General features: G+C 73.0%; 18 protein-coding genes, 1 tRNA gene and 1 riboswitch. Of the genes, 14 read left to right on the top strand and 5 right to left on the bottom strand.

Annotated features, from left to right (window positions below; genetic code table 11):
- Positions 1-62 precede the first annotated feature (62 nt).
- Positions 63-3,098, top strand: a complete 3,036-nt coding sequence (locus BJY14_RS47435) for a transglycosylase domain-containing protein (RefSeq protein ID WP_179846737.1) — start codon at positions 63-65, stop codon at positions 3,096-3,098.
- A gap of 9 nt (positions 3,099-3,107) precedes the next feature.
- Here the strand turns inward: BJY14_RS47435 and BJY14_RS30325 are convergent, their stop codons facing one another.
- Positions 3,108-3,482: a DUF8711 family protein gene (locus BJY14_RS30325; RefSeq protein WP_179846736.1), complete on the bottom strand. Its 375-nt coding sequence runs from the start codon at positions 3,480-3,482 to the stop codon at positions 3,108-3,110.
- 49 nt (positions 3,483-3,531) lie between these two features.
- Positions 3,532-3,648: riboswitch (SAM riboswitch) on the top strand.
- A gap of 42 nt (positions 3,649-3,690) precedes the next feature.
- On the opposite strand from BJY14_RS30325, the gene BJY14_RS30320 reads away from it, so the two are divergent.
- The 6 genes from BJY14_RS30320 to BJY14_RS30295 all read left to right on the top strand — a co-directional run bounded on the left by BJY14_RS30320 (position 3,691) and on the right by BJY14_RS30295 (position 13,235).
- On the top strand, positions 3,691-4,950 hold the full coding sequence (locus BJY14_RS30320; protein WP_179846735.1) for an aminotransferase class V-fold PLP-dependent enzyme: 1,260 nt from the start codon (positions 3,691-3,693) through the stop codon (positions 4,948-4,950).
- A 111-nt stretch (positions 4,951-5,061) separates the two neighbouring features.
- Positions 5,062-8,904, top strand: coding sequence for an SseB family protein (locus BJY14_RS30315; protein ID WP_179846734.1), 3,843 nt, complete (start codon positions 5,062-5,064; stop codon positions 8,902-8,904).
- Entirely contained in the window at positions 8,901-9,269 is a 369-nt protein-coding gene (locus tag BJY14_RS30310) for a UCP033725 family protein (protein WP_179846733.1), read from the top strand. Before BJY14_RS30315 ends, BJY14_RS30310 begins: the two co-directional genes overlap by 4 nt.
- Before the next feature lie 122 nt (positions 9,270-9,391).
- Complete coding sequence (locus BJY14_RS30305; protein WP_179846732.1) at positions 9,392-10,396, top strand: hypothetical protein; 1,005 nt, start codon at positions 9,392-9,394, stop codon at positions 10,394-10,396.
- A 463-nt stretch (positions 10,397-10,859) separates the two neighbouring features.
- Positions 10,860-11,279: a hypothetical protein gene (locus BJY14_RS30300; RefSeq protein WP_179846731.1), complete on the top strand. Its 420-nt coding sequence runs from the start codon at positions 10,860-10,862 to the stop codon at positions 11,277-11,279.
- A 507-nt stretch (positions 11,280-11,786) separates the two neighbouring features.
- Complete coding sequence (locus tag BJY14_RS30295) at positions 11,787-13,235, top strand: sialidase family protein (protein ID WP_179846730.1); 1,449 nt, start codon at positions 11,787-11,789, stop codon at positions 13,233-13,235.
- 90 nt (positions 13,236-13,325) lie between these two features.
- On the opposite strand, the gene BJY14_RS30290 is transcribed toward BJY14_RS30295, so the two are convergent.
- A complete protein-coding gene (locus tag BJY14_RS30290; protein ID WP_179846729.1) occupies positions 13,326-14,138 on the bottom strand; it encodes a TrmH family RNA methyltransferase in 813 nt (270 codons plus the stop codon).
- A 271-nt stretch (positions 14,139-14,409) separates the two neighbouring features.
- On the opposite strand from BJY14_RS30290, the gene BJY14_RS30285 reads away from it, so the two are divergent.
- From BJY14_RS30285 to BJY14_RS30275, 3 genes are all read left to right on the top strand, one after another.
- The gene (locus BJY14_RS30285; protein ID WP_179846728.1) at positions 14,410-16,641 is read left to right on the top strand and encodes a substrate-binding domain-containing protein; all 2,232 of its coding nucleotides are present in this window, start codon (positions 14,410-14,412) and stop codon (positions 16,639-16,641) included.
- A 293-nt stretch (positions 16,642-16,934) separates the two neighbouring features.
- Complete coding sequence (locus BJY14_RS30280; RefSeq protein WP_179846727.1) at positions 16,935-18,434, top strand: RNA polymerase sigma factor; 1,500 nt, start codon at positions 16,935-16,937, stop codon at positions 18,432-18,434.
- 212 nt (positions 18,435-18,646) lie between these two features.
- The gene (locus BJY14_RS30275) at positions 18,647-20,137 is read left to right on the top strand and encodes an RNA polymerase sigma factor (RefSeq protein WP_179846726.1); all 1,491 of its coding nucleotides are present in this window, start codon (positions 18,647-18,649) and stop codon (positions 20,135-20,137) included.
- A 9-nt stretch (positions 20,138-20,146) separates the two neighbouring features.
- Here BJY14_RS30275 and BJY14_RS30270 read toward each other — a convergent pair whose 3' ends face one another.
- The gene (locus BJY14_RS30270; RefSeq protein WP_179846725.1) at positions 20,147-21,232 is read right to left on the bottom strand and encodes a phosphotransferase family protein; all 1,086 of its coding nucleotides are present in this window, start codon (positions 21,230-21,232) and stop codon (positions 20,147-20,149) included.
- Positions 21,233-21,701: 469 nt separating this feature from the next.
- Between BJY14_RS30270 and BJY14_RS30265 the strand changes: the two genes are divergently transcribed.
- Positions 21,702-22,364: a hypothetical protein gene (locus tag BJY14_RS30265; protein WP_246396166.1), complete on the top strand. Its 663-nt coding sequence runs from the start codon at positions 21,702-21,704 to the stop codon at positions 22,362-22,364.
- A 4-nt stretch (positions 22,365-22,368) separates the two neighbouring features.
- Here the strand turns inward: BJY14_RS30265 and pdxR are convergent, their stop codons facing one another.
- Positions 22,369-23,685: a MocR-like pyridoxine biosynthesis transcription factor PdxR gene (pdxR, locus tag BJY14_RS30260; protein WP_179846724.1), complete on the bottom strand. Its 1,317-nt coding sequence runs from the start codon at positions 23,683-23,685 to the stop codon at positions 22,369-22,371.
- 117 nt (positions 23,686-23,802) lie between these two features.
- On the opposite strand from pdxR, the gene BJY14_RS30255 reads away from it, so the two are divergent.
- The 3 genes from BJY14_RS30255 to BJY14_RS30245 all read left to right on the top strand — a co-directional run bounded on the left by BJY14_RS30255 (position 23,803) and on the right by BJY14_RS30245 (position 25,232).
- Complete coding sequence (locus tag BJY14_RS30255; RefSeq protein WP_179846723.1) at positions 23,803-24,453, top strand: pyridoxamine 5'-phosphate oxidase family protein; 651 nt, start codon at positions 23,803-23,805, stop codon at positions 24,451-24,453.
- A 52-nt stretch (positions 24,454-24,505) separates the two neighbouring features.
- Positions 24,506-25,102 carry an oligoribonuclease gene (gene orn / locus BJY14_RS30250; protein ID WP_179846722.1) on the top strand — a complete coding sequence of 199 codons (597 nt, stop codon included), beginning with the start codon at positions 24,506-24,508 and terminating at the stop codon, positions 25,100-25,102.
- Between the two features lie 54 nt (positions 25,103-25,156).
- Positions 25,157-25,232: transfer RNA gene (locus tag BJY14_RS30245), tRNA-His, on the top strand.
- 57 nt (positions 25,233-25,289) lie between these two features.
- Here BJY14_RS30245 and BJY14_RS30240 read toward each other — a convergent pair.
- Complete coding sequence (locus tag BJY14_RS30240) at positions 25,290-26,240, bottom strand: aminotransferase class V-fold PLP-dependent enzyme (protein ID WP_312879475.1); 951 nt, start codon at positions 26,238-26,240, stop codon at positions 25,290-25,292.
- Between the last annotated feature and the right edge of the window lie 111 nt (positions 26,241-26,351).

Raw genomic sequence — 26,351 nt, 5'->3', positions numbered from 1 at the left:
TGGGCGGTCGGCGCACGGATTCCCTCAGGTATCGTCTGTAACGCATTAATCACGGGGGGCTTGTGAGCGACAGCGAGAAGATCCCGGAGCGAGAGGAACGCTCCGGGACGGGCCAGGCGGACCGGCACGAAACCGAGGCCGGGGCACCGGCCGGCACGGACGGTCCCGCGACCGCCACGCTGACCGCGGACACCGAATCCGCCGCCGGAGAAACCGCCGGTGACGCCGAATTCGCCGACGAGGGCGACATATCTCGAAACGAAGATAAGGATCGCGAAGAGAGCGGCGACGCGGGCGAGCGTCCCGAATCGCGCGCCGCGGATAACACCGTCGTCGCGGACGACCCCACGACCTCCCCCGATACCGCCGCGGATTCCCCCGCCCCCGCCTCCGACACCGAAGAAGTCATCACGTCCAGCGAGCTCCCCGCACCCACCGGCGCCCCCACCTCCAACGGCGCGAGCCCGACCGGCGACGCCACCGCGACTGACAACCCCGCGGTGCCCAGCGAGGCCCCCGCGTCCAACGGCGTCACTTCGACCGACGACGCCACGGCCGCCGGCGAGGCCGCCGCGGTCAACGGCGCCGCCGCGTCCAACGGCGCCAGCCAGGCCGACGAAGCCACCGCGACCGACGGCGCCGGTTCGACCGGCGACACCACCACGCCCGGCGACACCACCACGACCGGAGAGGCCGCCGCGACCGGCGAAGGCGGCGCCGCCAATGACGGCGGCGCGTCCGGCGACGGCGTCGTGGCGGGCGGTGGGGCCGCTTCTGACGAGGTCGGAGCGGCGAACGAGGTCGGTGCGTCCGGCGATGCCACCGCGGTCGATGGTGTCGATGGGGCGGCGACCGGAGATACCAAGAGCATGCCCGCCGCCTCCAAGCGCGACTCGACCCAGCGCGGCTCCCGTCCCGGGGGCCCGCCGCCCGGCTCCGGGCCGGGCCGCGGCGGTCGCGGCGGGGGCAAGGGGCCCGGCAAGCCGCGCAGCCGCAGGTCGCGGTTCCTGCGCCGGGCGCTGTTCCTGATCCTCGGCTTCATCGGGTTCTGCATCGTCGCGTTCGGCGTCGCGTACCTGTTCACGCCGGTGCCGTCGGCGCAGGAGCAGGCGATCGCGCAGGGCCCGACGTTCTACTACTCCGACGGCAAGACTCAGATCGCCAAGACCGGGATGAACCGGGACGCGGTCAAGCTCGACAAGATCCCCGAGAGCACCCGGGCCGCGGTGATCGCCGCGGAGAACCGCAGCTTCTACAACGACCCCGGGGTGTCGGTCCAGGGCACGGCGCGGGCGCTGTGGTCCACCGCCACCGGCAAGCAGCTGCAGGGCGGCTCGACGATCACGCAGCAGATGGTCCGCAACTACTACGGCGGCATCGGCAAGGACCGCTCGGTCACCCGCAAGCTCAAGGAGATCATGGTCTCCCTGAAGGTGGGCCGGGAGAAGGACAAGGACTGGATCCTCGAGCAGTACCTCAACACCATCTACTTCGGCCGCGACGCCTACGGGGTGCAGGCCGCCGCGCACGCCTACTACAACAAGGACGTCTCGAAGCTGACGCCCGCGGAGGGCGCCTACCTCGCCGCCGCGATCCAGCAGCCGAGCAACTTCTCCGACCCGACCGGCCCCCGCCGCGCCTACTCCGAGCAGCGCTGGCGCGCGATCGTCGGCAACATGGTCCGGGACGGGGCGCTCACCTCGTCGGAGGCGGCCTCGCTGACCTTCCCGGCCCCCGCCAAGGAGAAGATCACCGACGTCCTCAAGGGCCAGCGCGGCTACATGGTGAACGTGGCCAAGAAGGAGCTCACCGAGCGCCGCGGCTACAGCGAGGACGAGATCAACCGCAGCGGACTGAAGATCACCACGACGTTCGACAAGCGGCTGATGGACGCGATGAAGCAGGCCGTCGCGGCCAACGCCCCGAACGGGATGAGCAAGAAGATCCGCACCGGCGCGGTGTCGGTCGACCCGAAGACCGGGCAGGTGCTCGCCTTCTATGGCGGCCGCGGCTACCTGGAGGAGGCGCTGAGCAGCGCCTTCGGCGACTGGGCGCAGGCCGGGTCGGGGTTCAAGCCGATCGCGCTGGCGGCCGCGCTGGACGACGGCAAGACGCTGTCCACCAGCTACGACGGCAGCTCCCCGCAGTACTTCCACGGCACGCCCATCCGCAACGACAGCAACGAGAACTTCGGAACGGTCAACCTCGTGACCGCCACCGAGCACTCGATCAACACGGCCTACATCAACCTCGGCCAGGACATCGGCAACAAGAAGATCGTCGCGATGGCCGAGAAGATGGGCATCCCCGCCTCGCAGATGAAGCCCGAGCAGCGGGACGCCGCCACCTTCCCGCTCGGCATCGTGTCGCTGCACCCCGTCCAGCAGGCGGGCGTGTACTCGACGTTCGCCTCCGAGGGCGTGCACCGGACGCCGTTCGTGGTGAAGACGGTCACCGACAACGAGAACCACAAGCGCACCTTCACCGAGAAGGGCGAGCGGGCGTTCAGCCAGCAGGTCGCCCGTGACGCCACCTACGCCATGCAGAAGGTCGTGCAGGGCGGCACCGGCACCGGCGCGCAACTTCCCGACGGACGCGACGTCGCCGGCAAGACGGGCACCACCGACGCGGGCCGCGCGATCTGGTTCAACGGCTTCATCCCGCAGATGGCGACGACGGTCTCGATGTTCCGCAGCGACGGCAAGCCGCTGAACATCCCCGGGTACGGCGCGTACGGCGGGCAGTTGCCCGCGCAGATGTGGCGCTCGTACATGTCGGAGGCGGTGAACATCAAGGGCTACGACCCCGAGTCCTTCGGGGAGCCGTCGATGACGCCCGGCGGCGGCTGGGGCGGGCCGACGCAGGACGCCCCGCCGACCGGCCCGCAGCCGCCGGACACGGGCGGGCCGGTCGAGCCGCCGCCGTCCACGCAGCGGCCCGAAATCCCGACGCCCCCCACCGACCTGCCGACGATCATCCCGCCGCAGCAGCCCGGCGGCGGCGGTGACGGAGGCAACGGCGACGGCGGGACCGGCGGCGACCCCGGAGGCGATCCCGGAGGCGGGACGGGCGACGGGCCGCTCGGCACCGGCGGGTAGCCGGGCCGCTCAGTCGCAGGCCTCGCCGATGGTGGCCGGCGTCTCCCTGATCACGCTGTCGAGCCGGGAGACGTCGCCGTCGCCGACCCCCTGCGCGGCGGCGCGCAGTTCGCCCGCCTCAGTCTTCAGCGCCTTGCCCAGGTCGGCGTCGTCGGCCTGCTTCGCGAGCCCGTCGAGGCGCCCGGCGAGCTGCTCGGTCGGCTGCCGCCACCGCTCGGGCTCCGCCGCCGGGACGCCGCGCACCTGGGTGACGTACTGCTGGAACGCCTTCTTCGTGTCGGTGCACACCTGGGCGGAGTTGCCGCCGCCCAGCGCCCCGCACCCGCTGAGGGCGCCGAGCACCAGCGCGCCGCCGGCCAGCGTCCGAACCACCCGGTACCGCATCGCACCCTCCCCTTGATCCCCGTTCGGCTCCGCCTATACTTCCGCATGAGGTCATGAGCGCCAGCGCAAAGCCCCGGCTAGCTGGCCGGCAACCCTTCGTCCGCGATGGGGTGCCCCGGGTGAGGACCTGGCCGGACGCGGCACCGCGTTCCGGCAAGCGCGGATCCCGGCGGACGTCCCGGGGTCCCTGACCCCGGAAGGTCCCGGCATGCCCACGCTGCTCGCCCGCTCCCCCATCACTCCTGCTGTGACGCGCCCCGAGGGGGTCCGGGTTCGCCCGCTTCCCCGGGTCATCGGGGCGGACGTCCCGGTTCCGGTGCGGGACGGCCGCCACGTCCCATATGCCAACTTCGACTACGCGGCCAGCGCGCCCTGCCTGGAGGCGGTGCACGAGGCCGTCACCCGCGCGCTGCCGTACTACAGCAGCGTCCACCGCGGCGCGGGGTACGCGTCCCAGGTCACGACGGCCGCCTACGAGGACGCGCGGGAGACCGTGCGGTCGTTCCTCGGCGCGTGGCGGCGCTCGGCCGTGGTGTTCACGCGCAACACCACCGACTCGATGAACCTGCTCGCGCACGCCGTCCCGGCCGGGACGAGCGTCGTCGTCTTCGAGAGCGAGCACCACGCATCGCTCCTGCCGTGGAAGCGCGCCGTGCGCCTCCCGGCGCCCGCCACTCCGGCCGAGGCCCTCTCGGCGGCGGACCGCGCGCTGCGCGGGTGCCCGATCGGGTCGCGGTTGCTCGTCGTCACCGCCGCGTCCAACGTCACCGGTGAGCTGTGGCCGATCGAGGAGCTCGCGCACGTCGCGCACCGCAACGGCGCCCGCATCGCGGTCGACGCTGCGCAGCTCGTCCCGCACCGCCCCCTCGACATGACCGCGCTGGGACTGGACTACGTCGCGTTCTCCGGCCACAAGCTGTACGCGCCGTTCGGTGCGGGCGTGCTCGCCGGGCGCGCCGACTGGCTGCGCGCCGCCGAGCCCTACCTCAGGGGCGGCGGCGCGAGCGCCTCGGTCGGGGAGACGACCCGGTGGGCGCCGTCCGCGGAGCAGCGGCACGAGGCGGGCTCCCCGAACGTCCTCGGCGCCCTCGCGCTGGCCGCCGCGTGCGAGACGCTGTCCCCGGCCTGGGACGAACTGGCCGCCCGCGAAGAGGCGCTGGTGGAACGGCTGCGGTCGGGACTGGCGGCGCTCCCCCACGTCCGGGAGCTGACGCTGTGGGGCGAGCGGGCGCCGCGCGTCGGAATCGTGTCGTTCACCGTGGACGGCTGGAACGCGCGGGACGTGGCGCTTACGCTGTCCGACGAGCACGGCGTCGGCGTGCGCGACGGGAAGTTCTGCGCCCACCCCTTCGTCCGGCACCTGCTGGGCGAGGACCGGAGCGCGGTCCGCGCGAGCATCGGCATCGGGACGGACGAGGAGCACATCGACCGGCTCCTCACCGCCCTCGCCGCGTTGACTGCACGCTGACAGCATCTGACCTGCGAACTCTCGCGCGCAGTCAGATGATTATGCTCTTTGGTCCTGTTCGCCCATGTAGCGTAGGCAGTCGCGCGGGGACGAGCACGCTAGATACAGGGGGTGGCGACCGTGGCCGACGCGTGGCGACCCACGTCGGAACTGGAGCACCGGCTACAGGAGACCGTACGGGCCGGCGACCAGGAGAGCTACTTCCGCCTCCTCGGGGACGCCGACCTCGTCGTTCCCGTTCCGCCCGAGCTGGTGGACGGCGTCCTCGCGGGGGAGGCGCAGCCGTCCTGGCCCACGCAGGAGGAGGACGGCCGGGTCCACGTCCTGGTCTACACGTCGGCGGCGGCGATGCGGGCGTGCCTCGGGCCGTCCTACCAGCACTTCATGACCGTCCGGTTCGGCGACATCGCCGAGAGCTGGCCGGACAGCCGCTGGTGGCTCGCCGTCGACGCGCCCGCGCGCGGCGTCCCCGCCGCCCTGCCGATCGAGGCGCGGCTGCCGGCCTGGTTCGTCCGGCAGGTCGCCGACGGCGACGGTCGCCCCCCGCAGGTCGGCCGCGCGTCCCCGCCGTGGGAGGAGCTGCGCGACCAGCACCGCGACCTGCCCCGCGAGGCGCCGCGCCCGGAGTTCCAGCCGGCCAACGACGTGGAGCGCGAGCTGCTGCGGGCCGCCTCGAACAACGACCACGACCTGTTCCTGCAGACGCTGGCGGCCACCGACGTGCTGCTGCCCGTCCCTGAGGACATGGACTTCTCGCTGCGTCCGGGGCGTCCCGGCTTCCCGTGGCAGACCCGCGAGGTCGACGGCTCCACCGTCGTCCCGGTCTTCACCTCCCCGGAGCGCCTGGCCGAGGCGTCCGGGCCCGGCACCGAGCACATCGCGCTGCCGTTCACCGTCGCGCTGCGCTACTGGCCCGACCACGAGTGGCTGCTCGCCATCAACTCCGGCTCGCCCGCGGGCGGCACCGTCCTCGCGCAGCAGCTCCCCGGCCTCGCCACCTGGGCCGACCAGCGCGCCGCCCAGCGGATGACGGACCGCTTCGAGCCCCAGAACGACATCGAGCAGCGGCTGTTCGACGCCGCCCGCCGCCGCGACACCGAGGCCTTCTTCAAGATCCTCCTCGGTGCCCAGGTGCTCGTGCCCGTGGACGCCGAGACCCCGTGGGGCATCGTCCCCGGCGACCCCGAGTTCCCGTGGCGGCCCGTCCGCGTCCACGGCCGGACGTCGATCCAGATCTTCACGTCGCTGAAGTGGATGAACGAGGCGATCGGCTCGTCGCGCTTCATCATGCCGAGCCTCCTGGAGATGGTCACCGCCTGGCCGGACGCCGCGTGGACGCTGGTCCTCAACCCGGGCACGCCCATCGACGCGTCCATGCCGGGCGAGCAGGTCCGCACCCTCAGCGGCCCGCCCGCTCCCCCGTCCGCCGCGACGCCGCCGCCTCCGGCCGCCCCCTCGGTGCCGGTGGCCCCCGCCGTCCCGGCCGATCCCGCCGCCGCCGGTCCGGGCCGCCACGCGGGCCCGCCGCCGGTGGACGAGCCCACCGTCCCCGCTCCCGCGGAATCGGGCCGCCACCATGCGGGAACGCCTGGCGGCACCGCGCAGCCCGTCCGTCCTGAGGCCGTGCCCCCGCCCCCCGCGCACTTCGGCGAGGCGCCCGTCCCCCACCCGGCCGCGCCCGAGGCGGGTGACGTCCCGGCCGACGCGCCCCTGGGCCCCGTACCGGGAGAACCGGGCCGCCATCTCGCGGACCCGTCCAGCACGGCCATCGATCCCGGCCACATCCCCGGGCCGGAGCCGGCCCCCGTTCACGGGCCCGCGCCCCAGGCTTCCGACCCCCTCGGGGCCGCGCCCGGCGGCGCGGTCGAACCGGGCCTGCCCGCGAACCCCTCTCAGCCTTCCGAGGCGCCGACCAGCGGACCGGCGCTGCCGGACGCGGGCCGCCACCAGGCGGACGTGCCCAGCGCGACCGGGGAGGAAGCGGGCCACTCCTACGCTGACATGGTCGGCACGACCACCCCGCCGGGTGGTGTCACAGAGCCCCGCCTTCCCGGGCCTGCGCCTGAGAACGCCGGGGCCCTCGACGCCGAGCCGGGCCCTGCGGACGACGCGGGCCACCACGCGGAGGCGCCCGCCTCGACCGGCCCCGCTGCACCCGGTTCGCCCATCGGTGGTGTGGCGCCGGGCCTTTCCGGAGCGACGCCCCAAGGCCCCGAAGCCCCGAGCCCCGCTCCGGACATGCCGGACGACGCGGGACGCCGTCTCGCGGATTCGCCCGCCGCCCCGCCCGACGCGGCCGCTCCCGAACCCGCGCCTCAGGGCATCCCGCCGCTCGGGGCCGCGCCGGGTGTTCCCGGCGACGCGGGCGTGACCAGGGGTTCCAGCATGGAGCCGGGCCTTCCCGGCGCCGGGTCCCAGGGCGGCGAGCCGCCGAACACCGCGCCGGGTGGTCGAGACGACGCGGGCCGTCCCTTCGCGGGCACGCCCGGCGTCCCACCGAACGCGATCGACGATCCGGGCCACGGGGCCGGGCCAGGCGGTGCCGTCCCAGGGCTGCCGGAAAGCGCCGACCGCCGTGTCGCTGGGGCCGTCAAGCCTCACGAGGCGGCGGCGCCCGGCCACGCGGGCGGGTCGGCCCCCTCCCCCGGCGGCCTTCCGGAAACCGGCCCCGCCGGCGTCGGCGCCCAGGGCAGCGAACCTCCCGGTGCCACATCCGGCACCCCCGGGCAAGCGGAAGCTCACCAGGTCGGCGCGCCGACACCACCGCAGAGCTCGCCCGGCGCGGATGCCGGCGGCCCCAGGGTGCCCGGTGAAACGGCGCCGACCGGCCTCGCGGCGGTTCCCCCAGACGCCGCGCGCCCCGACCAGGCGGAGGAGCGCGATGTCCCAGGCGGAGACGGCGCGGGAGAGCCGGGGGCGGGCCGGGCGCTGCGTGCCGTCAGCGAGCCGGAGCCCGAGTTCGAGCCGGGGAACCGGATCGACCAGGAACTCTACGAGGCGGCTTCGGGCGGCGACTCCGACGCGTTCCTGCGGGTGCTGCTGAACGCGAACGTGCTCGTGCCGATCCCCGACGACGCGCCGCTCGAAGTGATGCCGGTGCAGCGGGAGTTCCGCTGGGACGCGGCGATGCGGGACGCGGTGTCCGTGCAGGTGTTCACGTCGATGGTCCGGTTGCGCGAGGTGCTGCCGGAGTCCCGGTTCGTGTACGCCGACTTCCGGGAGCTGATCGGCGCGTGGCCCCGGGAGGACTGGGCCATGGTGCTCAACCCGGGGACGCACATCGGGGCGTCGCTGCATGGCGACCAGGTGCGGTCGCTCAGCGAGTGGGCGGTGCGGGTCGGCCTCGTCCAGGCGCGGCCGGAGGTTCCGCTGCCCCCGCCGCGGCGGGAACCGGTGCCGCAGGTGCCGTCCGACCCCGAGGACCGCGTCGCCTCGCCCGCCATCATGCAGAAGGTCGTCCCGCACGGGCACGTCTCCTGGTACCTGGAGCAGGGGTACGACCGCGTCGGCGGCTTCGTCCACTCGACGAACGACGTGGCCGAGTTGCAGACGCCCGCCCAGCTCTACGAGGCGCTGGGGCTGCTGTTCTCCGACTCCTCGTTCTCTTCCGACGACGAGGGCGTGTACGTCATCCGGTGGCCGGCCTACTGCCCCGACCTGTACCGCGTCCCCTTCGGCGGACGTGACGACGAGGAGATGGCGTCGTGGGGCGAGGCCGGCTGGGTCATCGAGCGGCCGCCGTTCACCGGGAGCGGCTTCGCGCCGGGAAGCGCCGGGTCCATCCGCGAGTACAAGGTGACCAGCGTCCGGCTGCCGTACGGAGCGGAGATGTACTACATCGGCAGAGACCGGTCCGAGCGGTTCATCGCGATGTACGACCCCGACCGGCTCGCCTGGCTGCGGCCGGACGCCGGCGCCGAGGCATGGGACGGACGGACGGAGGCCGCGCAGTGATCCGGGACGGGTACGTCGCGCGGTGGCTCGGCCGCGACTTCGAGGCCGCGCCGGGCGCCGACGGCGAGATCAGGCTGTACGCGCCCGGCCCGACGGACGGGTTCGAGGAGCTGCGGCCGGGGCGTTTCCGCCGCATCGTCCCCGCGTCCGAGGTCGAGGAGCTCCGCTACGTCCGGACGACGTGCCGCTGGCGCGGCGAGCGCTTCGTCATCGTCGGGGAGCACGAGACGTGGGTGCGGGTCGAGTACGCGGGCGGGCGGGCCCCGGTCGCCGAGGGTCTCGGGCTCGACCGCGTCGACCAGGGCATCTGGCAGGCGTGGGCGCCCGGGTCAGAGATCGAGGACGTCCGGGAGGAGTACGTCTGACCCGGGCGGGGTTGATTTGGCCCTTGGATCCGTGTTCGCATGTGTGCCGAGGCGATCCCTCGGACGGAAGCGCTCAACGGCGACGCGACGGAGGTGCGGCGGCAGTGATCTGCCGAGCGACGGTGAAACCGATCTTTGTTGGGCTCGGCACGGCGGCCATCCTCGCCGCCGGCGGCGCGTCCGCGGTGGCCGAGGCCACGCCCTCCCCCTCTGGGTCGGATCCCGCGTCCCCCGCGACGGGCAGGCTCCAGGTGAACGTCGCCTCGACGGCGGTGAAGCTGGATCCCGGTGACTCGCTCGACGTCACGACGACGGTCACGGCCGTCGGCGGCGACATCGCGAACATCAAGGTCACCAACGTCACGGCGACCCTCGAGGGCACGACGGTGACCGGTGACTGCGGCGCGCCGTTCGAGTCGGCGGGGTGCACCGTCGGGGATCTGGCCGCCGGGAAGAGCGGCGCGCCCGTCAGGTCGCACGTGACGGTCCCGAAGGAGGGGCCGAAGGAGACGGCGGTCTACACGATCATCGTGACCGTCGACGCGACCGACCTCTCCCCCGCGACCGGGAGGACGACGTTCAAGTACGTCGTCCCGACGAAGCCGCCTACGAAGACGCCCACCCCGACCCCCACGCCTACGAAGACGCCCACGAAGTCGCCGTCGCGCAAGCCCACCACGCCGTCGCCCACGGCGTCGCGGACCTCGTCCTCGGGGACGTCGCACGGCGGGTCCGGCGGGGGAAGCGGCTCCTCCGGGAACGGGACCGGCAACGGCGGGGGGACGGGCGGGTCCGTGCAGACGTCGCCCAATTCCTCGTTCGAGCCGCAGAACCCGCAGGTGGCGCTGCCGTCCATCCAGGCGCCCAGCCCGTCCGTCGCGCCCAGCGCGGACCCGGGGGCGGCGGCGCCGCAGAGCCGGCTCCAGGGCAACCAGGCACCCGTCGCGCAGGATCTGACGTTCGAGCGAATGGCCAGCACGCAGATCGCGTGGCTGGCGGCGCTGCTGGTGGCGTTCTCGCTGCTGCTGACGCAGCTGCGCCTCGGCCGCCGCCGGGTGCCCGCCGGGGCCCCGAAGCGGCCGCGGGGAACGCACCGGCGACCGCGGGGCGGCATGTTCGGCCGGTGACTCCGGGACGCCGCCGGCGACTCCACACCGCGTCGGGAACGGCCCTGGAAACGGCGCGACTTCGGCAGAGAATCTCACAACCGCCCTTCCGAGTCGCCGGAGAACGCGACCGGAAATACGCGCGCTCGGTGACATCAAGAGGCCGGGCCGGCCCGGGACGCCGCCCGGCGAAACTGATGGAGGGCGAGGAAGTCCTTGCCCGCCGCGCGGCGGCGCGGCACCGGCGGGCCCGTTCCAAAGCGAGCGAATACCCCGGTTCGCGTTGCGCGCCCTGCCGATCGTCGGCGGGCGTCCGGCATGCCCCGTGAAACGGCGGCGACCGCGCGAGCATCCTCCAGGAATCGGGAGGGCGTCCCGGCGACTCCCCGGTCGGAAGCGGTTTGAGGCTCTCTGGAATGGTTACTTTTCCGAAGCGGCTGTTCCTTGCCAGCGCCCTTGCTGCCCCCGGAAGAGGTGACCGGTAATGGAAATTCGGACAAACGGTGACGTACCGAACCAGGACGAGATCGTTGAGCTGCGCGCCCGAGCGGAGGCCGGCGACCGGGACGCGGCCGGACGCCTGGGCGAGCTACTGGCGAAGCACGGCGACCTGGCAGCCGCACTGGACGTATGGGGCCGCGCCTACGGCGACGCCGCGCCGACGACGCGGCGGCTCGCCGAGCTGCTGGCCGACCGCGGCGACCTGAGGGCCGCGGTGGAGGTGTGGCAGTTCTCCGACCCGGTCCGGCAGAACCCGTCCGGCCTCCACGAGGAGTTCATGGCCGGCCTCGACATCGACGAGCGCGTCGACTGGGAGGACGACCCGGAAGACTGGGCGTTCATGGAAAGGGAGCGGCTGGCCCGGCTCCTGGCCGACCGGGACGACGAGGCCGCCGTCGCCTAGGGCGTGTTTTCAACAGTCCCGGCCCACTGCGCTCGCCTGGCGGCTGTGTTTCAACAGTCCCGGCCCACTTCGCTCGCCTTGCGGCTCGCTGCGTGACCTGGCCTGGGCGAACGCGGCATCGCTTCGCGATCTGCCCGGTTCCGCTCGCCTCCGGCTTCGCTCCACCGGGCAGCTCACGCGTTCGCGCGCGTGGCCGAGACGACTCCGGGACAGGCCCTTGCCGCCGCCTCCGGCCTTCATATTCGGATTGGCCGGAATCCTATTTAGGGATGTCCTTATTTTTGGCTGATCGGCATACTCATCCGGTCACCAGCTTGGACGATGTCCAATGCGCATGACCGGGCCGGCGTCGCCGCGGGCAAAGGGGTGCGCCGAACGGAAGCGGCCCTTAGAAGTCGATCTTGAGCTGTACTGTCGGCCGTGCTGTTGGGCGCCTGCCGGGAACGCGCCGCCCGCGAGGTGGCGGCGTCCCCCGCAAGACCCCCCATCGAGGATGAGGAAGGCACGTTGAAACGACGTTCCAGGTCGGCCATGGTCGCGGCGGCCATCGTGTTCGCCTTCACCTTCACGGTCCAGTCCGCCTCGGCGGACGGACCCGGTCCCGCCCGCGTGGTGCCGGTGTCGGGCACCAGCGCGCTCCCGCCGGGTTGCGGGCTGCCCGAGGGTGACGGCTACGTCCTGAACCCGAACACCGAGGTCCAGCCCATGGTGGCGCGCGATCCGAAGCGGCCGTGGCACCTCGTCACGATGTACCAGCAGGACAGGTGGAACCGGTACGGCGGCAACGGGACCGCCGGCGCGGTGTCCGACGACTACGGCGCGACCTGGCGCCCGTCGGCGGACCAGCCCGCGTTCTCCCGGTGCGATGGCGGTACCGCGGCGAACGGCGGGGACTACGACGTCACGACGGACCACTGGGTCACGATGACGCCGTCCGGCGCCGCGGTGGCCGCGTCGTTCTCGCTCTCGCGCACCGGCGAGACGACGGCGATCCTGGTGTCGCGGTCCGGCGACGGCGGCGTGCACTGGGGCGCCCCGGTGACCCTGCAGCGCGACGACGACCCGCGGTTCTTCAACGACCGTCCGGCGATCACCGCCGACCCGTACCACCCGGGCACGGTCTACGCGGTGTGGGACCGGGTCGACACCCAGGCGAACGGGGACTGGGTGCAGCCGGTCTACCTGGCGAAGTCGACCGACGACGGGCGCACCTGGACCACGAAGAAGGTGTACGACTTCCCGGCCAACAGCGGCGTCATCGGCACCGAGCTGGTCCCCATGGCCGACGGGACGCTGCTGATCGGCATGCACCACGAGACCACCACCACAGCGGCCACGCAGGTCGTCCGCTCGACCGACGGCGGCGACACGTGGTCCGCGCCGACCCTGAACGTGGCGGCGCCGTTCGCCGTGGGCACCAAGATCCCCGACCCCGACGGCTCGGGCGACCCGGTGCGCAACGCGACGCTCCCGCTGCTGGCGGCCCGGCCGGGCGGCAGGACGGTGAACGCGGTCTGGCAGAACCAGGCCGCCGACGGCACCTTCCACGTCGCGTACGCGCGGTCCGCGGACAACGGGAAGACCTGGTCGGCCCCGGTCCGGGTGGACAGGACGCCCACCGGCTCGGCCGCGGTCCCGGCGATCGCCGTGTCCCCCGGCGGCACCGTGGCGGTCACCTACTACGACTTCCGGAACAACACGTCCGCCGCCACCCTCCCCACCGACTTCTGGGCCGTGACCTGCGCGGCGGACTGCGCGAAGTCCGGGTCCTGGCGCGAGCGTCACATCGAGGGCCCGTTCGACGCGCGCACGGTGCCGTCGACGAGCTCGGGCCGCATGCTCGGTGACTACACCGGCCTGGTCTCGACCGGCTCGGCCTTCGTGGCCGTCTACGGCGTGGCCACCGGCCAGGCCGCCAACCCGGTGGACATCCACAGCGCGACCTTCCGCGACTGACCGTCCGCGACCGACCGTCCGGGTGCGGCCCTCCTGCGCTGGCAGCGCGGGAGGGCCGCACCTTTCGCTTCCGGCCTTCGGACGGCCCCGCTAGCGCATCAGGGCGTGGCAGGCGATCGCGGCGGCCGCGGTGACGTTCAGCGAGTCGACCCCGTTGGCCATGGCCTGCGCGCTCATGGGGATGCACACGCGCTCGTCGGCCTCGTCCAGCCAGTGGGAGGACAGGCCGTCCCCCTCCGAGCCGAGCATGAGCGCGGCGCGGTCGCCGATGGGCACCTCGTCCAGCGGTGTGACCGTCTGGTCGGGGGTGAGGGCCAGGAGGGTGAACCCCGCCGCCCGCAGCTTGCCGAGGTCGTCGTGCCAGTTGGTCATGCGGGCGTACGGGATCGCGAAGACCGCGCCCATCGAGACCTTGACCGCGCGCCGGTAGAGGGGGTCGGCGCACCGCGGCGACAGGACGATCGCGTCGATCCCCAACGCCGCCGCGCACCGGTAGATGGCGCCCACGTTGGTGTGGTCGACGATGTCCTCGCAGAGGACGACGCGGCGCGCCGTGGCGAGGACGGCGTCGACGGACGGGAGCGGGAGGCGCTCCAGGGAGGCCAGGGCGCCGCGGTGCACCTGGAAGCCTGTGATCGATTCCATGGTGGCGTCGTCGACCAGGTAGGCGGGGGCGTCCACGCCGTCCAGCAGGTCGGCCAGCGGCCCGGTCCAGCGGGGGGACGTCAGCAGCGAGCGGACGGGGTGGCCGGCGCCGACCGCGCGGCGGATCACCTTCTCCCCCTCGGCGACGAACAGCCCGTGCTCGGCCTCCAGGCTCTTGCGGAGGTTGACGTCGCGGAGGCGGACGTAGTCCGCGAGGCGCGGGTCGGCGGGGTCGGAGACGGGGATCAGGCTGGCCATCTCCCAAGTCTGCCGCCGGGCGCCCGGTGCCCGGGCCGCGCGGCGGCCGGATCCGGCCGCGGGAGGCTTCTGAATCCGGTTCTAGAGAGGGATTCGCGTACGCTCTTACCCCTCCGACCGCTGGGCTCGGCGGCCGCGCGCGCTGCCAGGTTCGTCGGGGCTCACGCTCATGACCTGCGTCATCATCAGTTTTGAGTCCTTTGTAACCTCTGGGGCGTACTACTACAGTGCCGGGGAACATTGGCGGGTTTCAGGTGAATCGAGGGCAGCCGTGAGCGGACGTCATCGCAATGACTTCCCCGAAGGGACGGGCGAAGGCGGGTACGACCCGTCGACCCCCGTCTTCGGCCCGGCCAACGACGGGTCGTCCGACTGGTTCGGAGGACGGGACGGTCAGGGCCAGCCGCTCGCCCAGCCCCAGGCGGGCCCGCAGGGCGCCCCGCCCGGCATGGCGCCGGGCGCGTCCGGCGAGACGCCCGAGTGGTTCACGCCCCGCACCTCGTCCGAGGAGCCGGTCTACGGGCAGGCCCGGTACGGCGAGGAGCCGAGGACCGCGTCCCCGCAGGGGCCTCCCCCGGCGTCCTCGCCGCTGGCCGGGACGGGTTACAGCGAGTACGACGCCATCAGCAGGTCGGACGGCGGCCAGGCCGGGTTCTTCGGCGGTTCCGGAGGGCCGGGCGACTCCGGCGGGTACGGAGGCGGTTCCGGCGGTTCGGGTGGTTCCGGCGGCTCGGGGGGTTACGGCAGCGGCTCGGGCGGCTACGAGTACGGGCGCCGCAGGCGCAAGCGCAGCGCGACCGCGCTGATCGGGCCGATGGCCGGTGCCGTGGGCCTGGCCGTGCTGCTCGGCGTGGGCGTCTACGCGTTCGCCGAGAGCGGCGGCGGCTGCTCCGGGGACGACGCGATGAACCTCTCCGTGGCGTCCGCCCTCGACATCGCGCCGGTCGTGGAGAAGGCCGCCGGACGGTTCAACGACGGCAAGCACAAGGTCGACGGCAAGTGCGTCAAGGCGACCGTGAAGAGGGTCGAGCCCTCCGCGGTGACGACGCTGCTGTCCGGGCAGGCCGTGGCGGACGACCGGCCGGACGTGTGGATCCCCGACTCGTCCCTGTGGATCTCGCTGGCGCGGACCGAGGGCGACGGCGGCGACAAGAGCGGCGTCGTGTCCACCAAGACCTCGCTCGCGACGAGCCCGATCGTGGTGGGGCTGCCGCGGACGCTCGCGCTGGAGCTGAAGAAGCAGGGCATCACCGCCAGCCCGTCGTGGGACAACCTGCTGAAGGCCGCGGGCGGCGTCGCGGGCGGCGCCGTCACCAAGAACCAGATGATCCCGGCGGGATCGGTGCGGCTCGTCGTGCCCGACCCGATGAGGAACGCCGCGGGCATGGGCTCACTGATGGTCACGAGCACTCTGCTGGCGAACGACCCGAACCGCGACTCGATCTTCACCGGCATCGTCCGGACCGTCCGGGAGAGCACCGTCCCCAACGTCAAGGCGGAGTTCGAGCACTTCCGCAAGGACCGCACCGGCAAGCAGCCCATCTCGCTGTCGTCGGAGCAGTCGCTCTACTCCTACAACCGGAGCAGGCCCGCCGAGCCCGCCGTCGCGCTGTACCCCATCGAGGGCACGCTGTCGATGGACTACCCGTTCACCGTCACCGCCAAGGGCGACGCCCAGCGGAAGGCCGCCCGCCTGCTCGAACAGGCGATGCGGACCGAGGCGACCCGCAAGGACGTCCTCGACGCCGGGTTCCGGGCGACCGACGGCAAGGCGCCGCCCGGGTTCGGCGAGGCGGCCGGCGTCAGCCCGGCCCGGCCGCGGCAGCTGCCCGCGCCGAAGAGCGAGGACGTCGCGAAGGTCATGCAGGCGTGGTCGAAGCTGTCGCTCGGCCTGCGCATGCTGACGCTGATCGACGTGTCCGGGTCGATGGCCGAGAAGGTCGGGCCGAACGTCAACCGCCTCCAGGCCATCGCGCAGGTGTCGCAGGGCGGGCTCAGCATGATGTCCAACGACACCGAGCTCGGCCAGTGGCTGTTCTCGACGAACATGAACGGCAAGACGCCCTACAAGGAGACGGTGCCGGTCGGCGCCCTCGGCGACCGGATCGGGTCCAACACGCGGCGCGGCCTCGTCCTGTCCACGCTGAACCAGATGAAGCCGAAGCCGGACGGCGACACCGGCCTCTACCGGACGATGCTGGCCGCGTACAAGAGCATGAACGACTCCTACAAGCCGGAGTTCGGCAACTCGATCCTGCTGCTCACCGACGGCAAGAACGACGATCCGGACGGTCCGTCGCTGCAGGACACGCTGAAGCAGCTGAAGGACATGCAGGACCCGAACAAGCCGATCCAGGTGAACATGATCGGTTTCGGCAAGGGCGTGGACCGCGGCGAGCTGGAGCAGATCGCCGAGGCGACGAACGGCAACGTGCAGATCGCCATGACGCCCGGCGAGATCTCCAAGATCTTCCTGAAGATGCTCTCCCGCCGGATCCAGTGATCACCACTCGGTGATCTTCCGGATGCGTCAGGTAGTTCTTGATTTTTCCCTGAAATCCATGTCAACCGGGCGCCGGATTCGGCCGTCAATCTATGTGGAGGCCCGACGGGGAGCGGGGCCGTCGGGCCTCCGACCTTCTTCCCTCCCTGGCCCGTGACGGGGAGGCGGCCGCCGGTCGGACGACCGACCCGGGGCCGGGAGAGCGAACCGCTCCCTCTGAGATCTTCCAGCCCGTCCCCGGCGTCCCGGACGCCCCGGACGTGGATTCCCAGCACAGCCCGCGGGAGGACTTCGTGTCCGGTTGGCCCAGTCTCGACCGCGCCGACGACGAGCGTCTGGCGCGGACGCTGGCGGCAGGCGATCCAAGCGCCCTCATCCAGGTGATGGACCGCTACGCGGCCCGCCTGTACGACTACTGCCACGCACTGCTGCGCGACCAGGACCAGGCGGCGGGCGCGCTCCACGACGCGCTCATCGCCGCCTACGCGCACGTGCCCCGCCTGCGCGAACCCGACCGCTTCCGCGGCTGGGCGTACGCGCTCGTCCGCAACGAGTGCATGCGGCGGCTGCGCGACCCGGACCGTCCCGCCCAGCGCCACGAGGCGCCCGAGGTCGAGGACGGCTTCCTGGACGACGCGGAACTCGCCCGGCGCCAGGAGGCCCGGCGGCTCGTCCACGCCGCCCTCTCCGGCCTGCGCGGACGCGAGCGCGAGTCGCTCGACCTCATGCTGCGGCACGGCCTGGACGCCGGCGAGATCGGCGGCGTCCTCGGCATGGACGCGGGGCAGGCGGCGGAGCTGACCGCCGAGGCCCGCGCCTTCCTGGACGACTCCCTCGCCGCCGCCTACATCGCCCGGCTGGGACGCGACGACTGCCCCGAGGCCGCGGCGATCGCCGACGAAGCCGGATGGCCGCTCCCGCCGCCGGTCGTGGACAGGCTCGTCCACCACATCCGGTCGTGCGGCGTCTGCGGCCCCCGGTGCGACCGCAGCGTCTCGGCGGCGCGGCTCATGCGGGTGCTGCCGGTCGCGATGATGCCGAACGACCTGCGCGGGCTCGTCATGGCGACCGCCACCGACCCGGCGCTGGCGCCCGACCGCGACGCCGTCGCGCACGCGGCCGAGCCGTTCGACGACTGGGGCTGGCCCTCCATGGTCGAGCAGGAGCCCGTCCGGGCCGCGCCCGGAGGAGGCGGCGGCCAGCGCGGGGTGTGGGCCGCGCTGGCCGCGGCCGCCGCCGTCATCGTGGTCGTCGCCGCGGCGTACTACCTGATGTCCGGCTCGTCGGGCAAGCCGACCGCGGCGCAGGGGCCCTCGGACACGACGTCGGCGTCCACCGTCTCGCCGTCCTCCCCCGAGGAGTCGCAGGAGCCGTCCGACACCCCGACGCCCACGCGGTCGGCCACCCCGACGCCGACGACCACCTCGCCGACGCCGACCCCGACGAGAACGCGCACGCCGTCGCGCACGCCCCGTCCGACCGCGACCCGTACCCAGCCGAAGCCCGGACGGCTGTCGATCGGCACCTGCACCATCCAGGGCCCGGGCCCGGGGAGCTGCACCATCACCGTGCGGGCCGTCGGCGGGACGGCCACCTGGTCGGTCACGGGCGCGTCCGGCGGGCTCAGCGCCAGCGGCGGCGGCACGCTGCGCAGCGGCCAGGCCGGCTACGCCCGCGTCAGCGGCACCTGCACCCCGCCCGGCGGCTCCGGGACGGTCAGCTTCTCCACCGGGGACGTGCGCACCGTGACGCTGTCCTGCCAGCCGGAGGACGGCGGCCAGGGCCCCGGCTGAGCGTGGAAGTGACCTAGATCACTTCCATGGCGGGAGGGGCGTCCCACAAGGCGATACGGCCACGGGGCGTACCGGATTCGTCACTTAAATCCACCCATATGGGAGAAATTCCAGCAACTTGGTGGCAAGATCAGGCAACCTGAGTCGGCCGACGCGCGTCGGGACTCGTCGGGGGCAGATCGTGAACACCGATTTCGACTGGGAGGGATCCCGTGGCCGGTGAGCCAGGGGCCGCGCAGAATGACGACCTCAGGCTGGCGGACTCGCTGCGAGCCGGGGACGTCATCGCGCTGACCGAGGTCTACGACACCTACGCGCCTTTCCTCTACGACTACTGCCACGGCCTGCTGCGCGACCGCGTCGAGGCGTCGGGGGCCCTGCGCAACGTCGTCATCAGCGCCCGCGAGCACGTGGACCGGCTCACCGAGCCGGCGCGTCTGCGCGGCTGGCTGTACGCGATCGCCCGCAAGGAGTGCATGCGGCGCCGCGACAGCCCGAACCGGCACACCGGGCAGGAGGCCCCGGAGGCCGAGGACGAGCTGACGCAGGAGCAGCTCGCCCGCCGCGAGGAGCGCCGGCTGCTCGCGCACAGCGCGCTCGCCGCGCTCAACGGGCGGCAGCGCGAGGCCATCGACCTGTCGGTCCGCCACGAGCTCGACGAGGTGGACCTGTCCGGCATCTTCGGCATGCCGCTGGAGGAGACGCTCGCCCTGGCGCAGAAGGCCCGCGAGGACCTCGCCGCCGCGCTGCACGCGTCCCTCATCGCGCAGAACCACTGGAAGGACTGCCCGAGCGTCGCGGCGCTGACCGAGTCGTGGCCGCTGTCCCCGCAGACCTCGACGGCGCTCGTCCGGCACGTGGAGAACTGCCCGGTGTGCGGGGCGCGGGAGACGCCGCCGCTGCCGCCGGACCGGCTGCTGTCGGTGCTGCCGATCGCGGCGATCCCCGCCGACCTGCGGCTGGACGTGCTGACCGCCGCGACCGCCGAGGACCGGGCCGGGAACCGCCGCGCCATCGCCGCCTGGACCGAGCCGTTCGACGAGTACGGCTGGCCGCTCCCCTACCAGCCGACCGCCCCGCGCGCCCGGGACCGCGCGCCCGGACGCCGGCGCGGGCCGCTGCTCGCCGCCGTCGCGGTCGGCGTCGGCGTCCTGGTGCTGTTCGCCGGCGGGATGGCGTGGCTGGGCGGCGGGGACGACCGGTCGAACGCGGCGGCGACCAGCCCCGTGACCCCCGGCGGCAGCACCCCGCCCGGCTCCTCGGCCCCGCCGGAGCCGATCCCGACCGACCCGTCGTCCCCGACGTCGCCGACGGCGTCCCCGACCGAGTCGAAGTCGCCGTCGAAGTCGCCGTCGCCGACGGCGTCCAAGAGCGCGTCCAAGCCCCCGACGACGAGCAGGCCGCCGGCGCCGCCCACGACCAGCGCGCCGCGGCCGCCCAAGGCAGGCACCCTGTCGGTGAGCGGCTGCGACATGGGCAGGAACGACTCCTGCACCGTCACGGTCACCGCCGTGGGCGGCTACGTGAACTGGCAGGTGACCGGCACGTCCGGGCCCGTCAGGGCGGGCGGCTCCGGCCACCTCGACGCGGGGCGGAGCGGCGGCGTGCAGGTCTCGCGCGCCTCCGGGTTCTGCTGGGGCAGCCAGACCGGGACGGTGTCGTTCTCCTCCGGCGCCTCGGCGACGGTCACCTACCGCTGCTGAGCGGGCCCCCTACCAGACCGAGCCCGCGTCGAGCGTGCGGTGGGCGCGCTCCAGCAGCAGCGGCACGCCGCCGCCGATCTGGTCGAAGCCCTCGCCGACCGTCGCGTTCTGCAGGTAGCGGGCGTGGATGCCCTCCAGGATGACCGCGAGCTTGAAGCACGCGAACGCGACGTAGAAGTCGAGGTCGGCGAGGTCGAAGCCGGTCAGATCGGCGTACCGTCCGGCGAACTCGCGGCGCGTGAGGAAGCCGGGCGCGGAGGTGATCGTGGCGCCCACCGGGAGCTGCTCGGCGTCGGCCGCCTCCGCCCAGTAGACGAGCGTCAGACCGAGGTCCGACAGCGGGTCGCCGAGCGTCGACATCTCCCAGTCGACGACGGCCGCGATCTCCGGGCGCGGCTCCAGCCGGGCCAGCGCGTTGTCGAGCCGGAAGTCGCCGTGGACCAGCCGGGCGGGGGCGTCGGCCGGCAGCCTCTCGGCCAGCCGCGCGACGAGCCGGTCGTACTCCGGCAGGTCACGGGTGGCGCCGGTCGCGCGGACGGCCTCCTGCGAGCTGTCCCACTGCTTGCCCCAGCGATTGAGCTGGCGCTCCATGTAGCCGCTCGGGCGCCCGAAGTCCCCCAGCCCGACGGCCTCCACGTCGACCGTGTGGATCGCGGCGAGCGCCTCGGCCAGCGCGTCGCTGAGGCCGCGCGCCTGCTCGGGGGTGATGTCGGCGGCGTCCTCCCGGGTGCGCAGGACGCGCCCCTCGACGAAGTCCATGAGGTAAAAGCGGGCGCCGATGACGTCCTCGTCGTCGCAGAAGGCCAGCATCGCCGGCACCGGCACCGCCGTCCCGCGGCCGAGGGCCGACAGCACGCGGTACTCGCGGCCCATGTCGTGCGCCGTCGGCAGGACGTGGCCGAGCGGCGGCCGGCGCAGCACGACGCGGCGGCCGCCGTCCAGGGTGATGCCGTACGTGAGGTTCGACCGCCCGCCCGCGATCAGGTCGATCGCGCTGATCCGTCCCGATCCGGGCAGCTCACGGGCCAGCCAGGCCGCCAGCCGGGGGACGTCGATGCCGGGCACCCCGGCGGGCAGTTCTGCGTCAACGGTCATGAGGCCCTATTAGAACGCGGCTCGGCCAGGGCCGTGAACCCCACCCCCGTACCGCCGCGCGGCCCGTGGTGCCCCGGCCACTTCCGGCCGACTTCCAACCGGCGGTAATCCGATTTTCAGACTCGACCCTGACCTGCGCGAACGCGGGGAGCCTCAGCCTCTCTTCCGCCCAGCGTGAGCAACTCGACCGAACTCCCGGGAGGAAAAAGGTGACACAAGGTGGAATGCTCGGACACGCGGGGTGCCCGTCTGCCGCCACACCCGATGGAACCGGAACGAACCCGGTCGGCCGGGACGTCAGCCGCCATCCCGCCACGATGCGGCGAGCTGGACTTATCGGTCTCGCTGGGCTAAGAGAAGTAACTAAGACCACTCGGGGGTCAAACCGCCCGATTGGGGGGGACGCACCGTGGCAGACGCATGGCTGCCAAGAGCCGGCCGCATAGCGGCACCGAACGATGGCGGAGCGTTGCGGGGAGGTGCTCCCCGCGTCGTCTGGTGCGCCGAGGAGCACGACCCGCACCGGGTCTCCGCGCGCTCGGTGGCCGCCGACCTGCTGAAGGAGAACCGCCCGGCCCACCTGGTGTGGCACCCGGGCACCGGCGAGATCGTCCAGCTCCTGCCCATCACCCGCGCGGCCCGGCTGCTCGGCGGCGCCCTCGGGACGGAGGGCCGCGTCTGCGCGCAGATCATGGTGGTCGGCCAGTCGCGGTCGCCGTTCACCGGCTCGCCGCTCGCCGGCGTCGAGGCGATCGTCCAGTGGCTGGACGCGTGGGGCGTCGCGCGGCGCTGGCCCGCCGGCCCTCCGCTGCCATCGCCGCAGTCCTACCACGCGCAGCGCAGCCGCAGGGATTGGGCGCGCGGCGGGCACTATGGCGCGTCCCAGGTGCCGCTCCTGGACCGCCCCGACCCCGGCGGGATCGACATCCGGCGCATCACCGGGCCCGACACCCCGGTCGCCCCCATCCCGAAGCACCGCCTTCCCGGCACCCCCACCGGCCCCCGGCTGGTCCCGCCGCGCTCCCGCGCGCCCGAGACCGTCCGTCCGGCGCCGGGCGACGCGGCGCCCGCGCGTCCCGGTCCGCTGCAGCCCGCGTCGGAGCCCGTCCCGGTCGGCCCCCTGTCCAACTGACGCGCTACCCGGCGAGCGTCCGGACGATCTCGCACCCCTCGCGCAGCTCGGCCAGGGTCGCGGCGGAGCCGTAGCCGATCACCAGGCCCGAGGCGCGCACCGGGCCCATGTGGTGGCGCTCCAGCGTCTCCACCACGACGCCGCGCCGGGCCGCCTCGCCCGCGGCGCGCGCGGCCGCCGCCTCCGGGACGTCCACCACGAGGTGCAGGCCGGCCGTGTCGCCGCGCAGGGGCAGGCCGTCCAGCGCCCGCACCACCACCTCGCGGCGCCGCGCGTACTCCCCGCGCATCCGGCGGACGTATCTGTCCAGGTCACCCCGTTCCAGGAGGAGTCTCAGCGCGTCCTGCGGCACCACGGCGGTGCGGTCGTTCAGCTCCTCCCTCCGGAGCGCCACCTGCGCCACCAGATCGGGCCGGCCTCCGAGCCAGCCGACGCCCATGTCCGCGGTGAGGATCTTGGCGGTCGTGCCCAGGTAGACGACGACGTCCGGGTCCAGTCCGTAGAGCGCGGGCAGTGGCGCAACGTCGTAGCGGAACTCACCGTCGTAGTCGTCTTCGGCGATGAGCGCCCCGTTGCGCCTCGCCCATGCCAGCAGGGCCTGCCTGCGCGGGACGGGCAGCACGCCGCCCATCGGGAACTGGTGCGACGGCGTCGTGTAGACGATGCGCAGGTCGTCGGGCAGAGCATCGACGACGAGGCCGTGCTCGTCCACAGGGCAGGGGACGAGTTCGGCGCCACGTCCCCTCAGGACCGCGCGCGCTCTGCCATAGCCGGGCTCTTCCACACCCACCCGGTCCCCAGGGCGAAGGACGGTCGCGGCAAGCAGATCGAGACCGTTCGTCGCTCCACGCGTGATGAGAAGGCCGTCCAAGGGACAGGTCACGCCGCGACTACGCCTGATGTAGTCGGCGAGTGCCTCCCGTAGGCCGAGCAGACCGTGCGGGTCCTGGCGCTGCTGCGGCGGCATCCCAGCAGCGAGCCGCCATGCCCTGCGCCATGCGGGTGTGTCCAGTGCCCCGATCCAGGCAAGACCGGGCCTCAGGTCGATCTCCTCAGGGGCCGCGGCCCTCCGTGCCGGTTTCGTCTCCAGCTGTGGCCTCGGCACAGGCGCGGCGGCAACACCCTCGGTCACATACGTGCCGGACCCATGCCGCCCTTCCAGCCAGCCCTCCGCATAGAGCTGCTCGTACGCCTCCGTCACGACCGTGCGGCTGACACCGAGCAGACCGGCAAGGGCCCTACTGGACGGAAGCCGCTCGCCCGCGGCGAGCCGTCCCTCCCCCATGGCGGCGCGCAACTGAGCCACGAGCTGCGCGCTCATCGGCCGCTGAGCGTCCCGCTCCACGGAAAGAGGCAGATCGATCGACAAAGTGGTCACCTGCTATACGCGTCAAGTGGCCATACCCGCCAGGCCACTCGCCTCCTAGCGTAGACGGACATGAACCCGCTCTCCTCAACCGCCCGCACCCGTCTCGGCCGCCTTCCGGAACGCTCCAGCACCGACCGTTCCGTCCTCTACGAGATCCTCGACGACGGCATCATCTGCCACCTCGGCGTCCTCGTGGACGGCTCGCCCCGCGTCATCCCCACCGGCTACGGCCGCCTGGACGACACCCTCTACCTGCACGGATCCACCGGGGCGAGCAGCCTCAGGGAGGGACCGTCCCAGGACGTCTGCGTCACCGTCACCCACCTTGACGGCCTCGTCCTGGCACGCTCCCTGTTCCACCACTCCATCAACTACCGCAGCGCCATCGTCTTCGGGACGCCCCGCCTCGTCGACGACCCAGAGGAGAAGACGACCGGTCTCCGCGTCATCACCGAGCAGCTCACCCCGGGCCAGTGGGACGTGGCCCGCCAGCCCAACCGCAAGGAACTCGCAGGCGTCTCCGTCCTGGCGCTCTCCCTGGACGAGGCGTCCGTGAAGGTCCGGCAGGGCCCGCCCGGCGACGAGGAAGAGGACTACGCCCTCGACGTCTGGGCCGGCGTCCTGCCCGTGACCCGGACCTTCGGCGCGCCGGACCCCGACCCCCTCCTGCGCCCCGGCATCCCCATCCCCGGACATATCGCCCGGCGCGTGACCTCCTAATTCGATCGCCCGCGCGGCCCCGCGCAGTCGTTCATGGCCGTAGGGTGAGTGCATGAACGAGCGGCTGGTCTGGATCGACTGCGAGATGACGGGACTCGACCTGCGTGAGGACGCGCTCATCGAGATAGCCGCCCTGGTCACCGACAGCGAGCTCAACATCCTCGACGAGGGCGTCGACGTGATCATCAAACCGCCGCCGGAGTCGATCACCCAGATGACCAAGGTCGTCCGCGACATGCACACGACGTCGGGCCTGCTGGAAGCGCTCCCCGGCGGCGTCACCCTCGCCGAGGCCGAGGACGTCGTCCTCAAGTACATCAAGGGCCACGTGAAGGACGCCAAGAAGGCCCCCCTGTGCGGCAACTCCATCGCGACCGACCGCTCGTTCCTCGCCCGCGACATGCCGGCCCTCGACTCCCACCTGCACTACCGCATGGTGGACGTCTCCTCGATCAAGGAGCTGGCCCGGCGCTGGTACCCGCGCGCCTACTTCGCCAGCCCCGAGAAGAAGGGCGGCCACCGCGCCCTCGCCGACATCACCGAGAGCATCCAGGAACTGCGCTACTACCGCGCCGCCGTCTTCGTCCCGCAGCCCGGCCCCGACTCCGACACGGCCCGCGCCATCGCCTCCCAGGTCGCCTCCGGCTGACCCACCCCGAAGAAGCCGCTACACTACTGGGAGCCGGGAGCGATCCCGGCCACGGTGGGTGTAGCTCAGCTGGCAGAGCACTTGGTTGTGGTCCAAGATGTCGGGGGTTCAAGTCCCCTCACTCACCCCAACGAAAAGCCCTGGTCACCGCGACGATGACCAGGGCTTCTCTGCGTCTCGCACCCGTTCAGGCCAGCGCCGCGACGGCGGTGTCCACGTCGGCCTCGGTCGTGTAGAGGTGGAACGCCAGGCGTGCCGCCCCCTTGCGGACGGACGCCCGGACACCCGCCGCCGCGAGCCGCTCGGCCGCGTCCGGACGCGCGACGGTGACGATCGCGCTGTCACCCGGCGGCAGGCCGAGGCCGGCCCGGAACCGGTTCGCCATCCGTAGGTCATGGTCGTGGATCGGGCCGATGCCGATCTCCAGCAGCAGCTCCAGCGTCGGGGCGGCCGCGACATAGGAGAACCAGGGGGCGGCGATGTCGAATCGGCGGGCGTCCTTGGCCAGCCGCAGCGGCGGCCCGTAGGAGGCGTCGCCGTCACCGGCGTACCAGTTGGCGGCGAGCGGACGGATACGGTCGCGCACGGCTGGGCTCACGTAGCAGAAGGCGGTGCCGCGCGGGCACATCAGCCACTTGTAGGCCGAGACGGCGAGGACGTCGAAGGCCGTCGCGTCGACCGGAAGCCAGCCGACCGCCTGGGTGGCGTCGGCCACGACGAGCGCGCCGTGCGCCCGTGCCGCCGCGACGACCTCCTCGGTGGCGGCGACCTCGCCCGTCGCGGACTGGACCAGGCTGAAGGCGACCGCGTCCGTGCGCTCGTCGATCGCCTGGGGCAGCTCAGCGGGCGGCACCGTGCGCACGTCGAGATCGCGCACGAGCCAGGGGAACAGGTTCGAGGTCTGCTCGATGTCGGGGACGACGACGCGCGAGCCGGGCGGCAGCGAGGCCGCCACCGGGGCCAGCACCTGCGAGGCGGAGGCCCCCACGGCCACGTCGTCGGCCGCGACGCCGACCAGGCGCGCGAACGCACTGCGCGCCCGACCGGTGGACCGGTCCCACTTGTCCCAGCCGTTGGCCCCCCGGCGCCACTCGCCCAACGCCCCCTGCAGCGCCTCGAACGCCGGCTCAGGCGGCACACCGTAACTAGCGGTATTCAGCCACCCCGGCTCCAGATCCCACATACGCACCGCTTCACCCAAATCCACGCTGACGAGCCTAAACGGCAGAAAGAGCCGACCACACACCAC

The sequence above is a fragment of the Actinomadura luteofluorescens genome, assembly GCF_013409365.1.
Taxonomy (GTDB): domain Bacteria; phylum Actinomycetota; class Actinomycetes; order Streptosporangiales; family Streptosporangiaceae; genus Spirillospora; species Spirillospora luteofluorescens.
The sequence above is the reverse complement of the archived record's forward strand: the minus strand, read 5'-3'. Positions and strand labels throughout refer to the sequence as shown.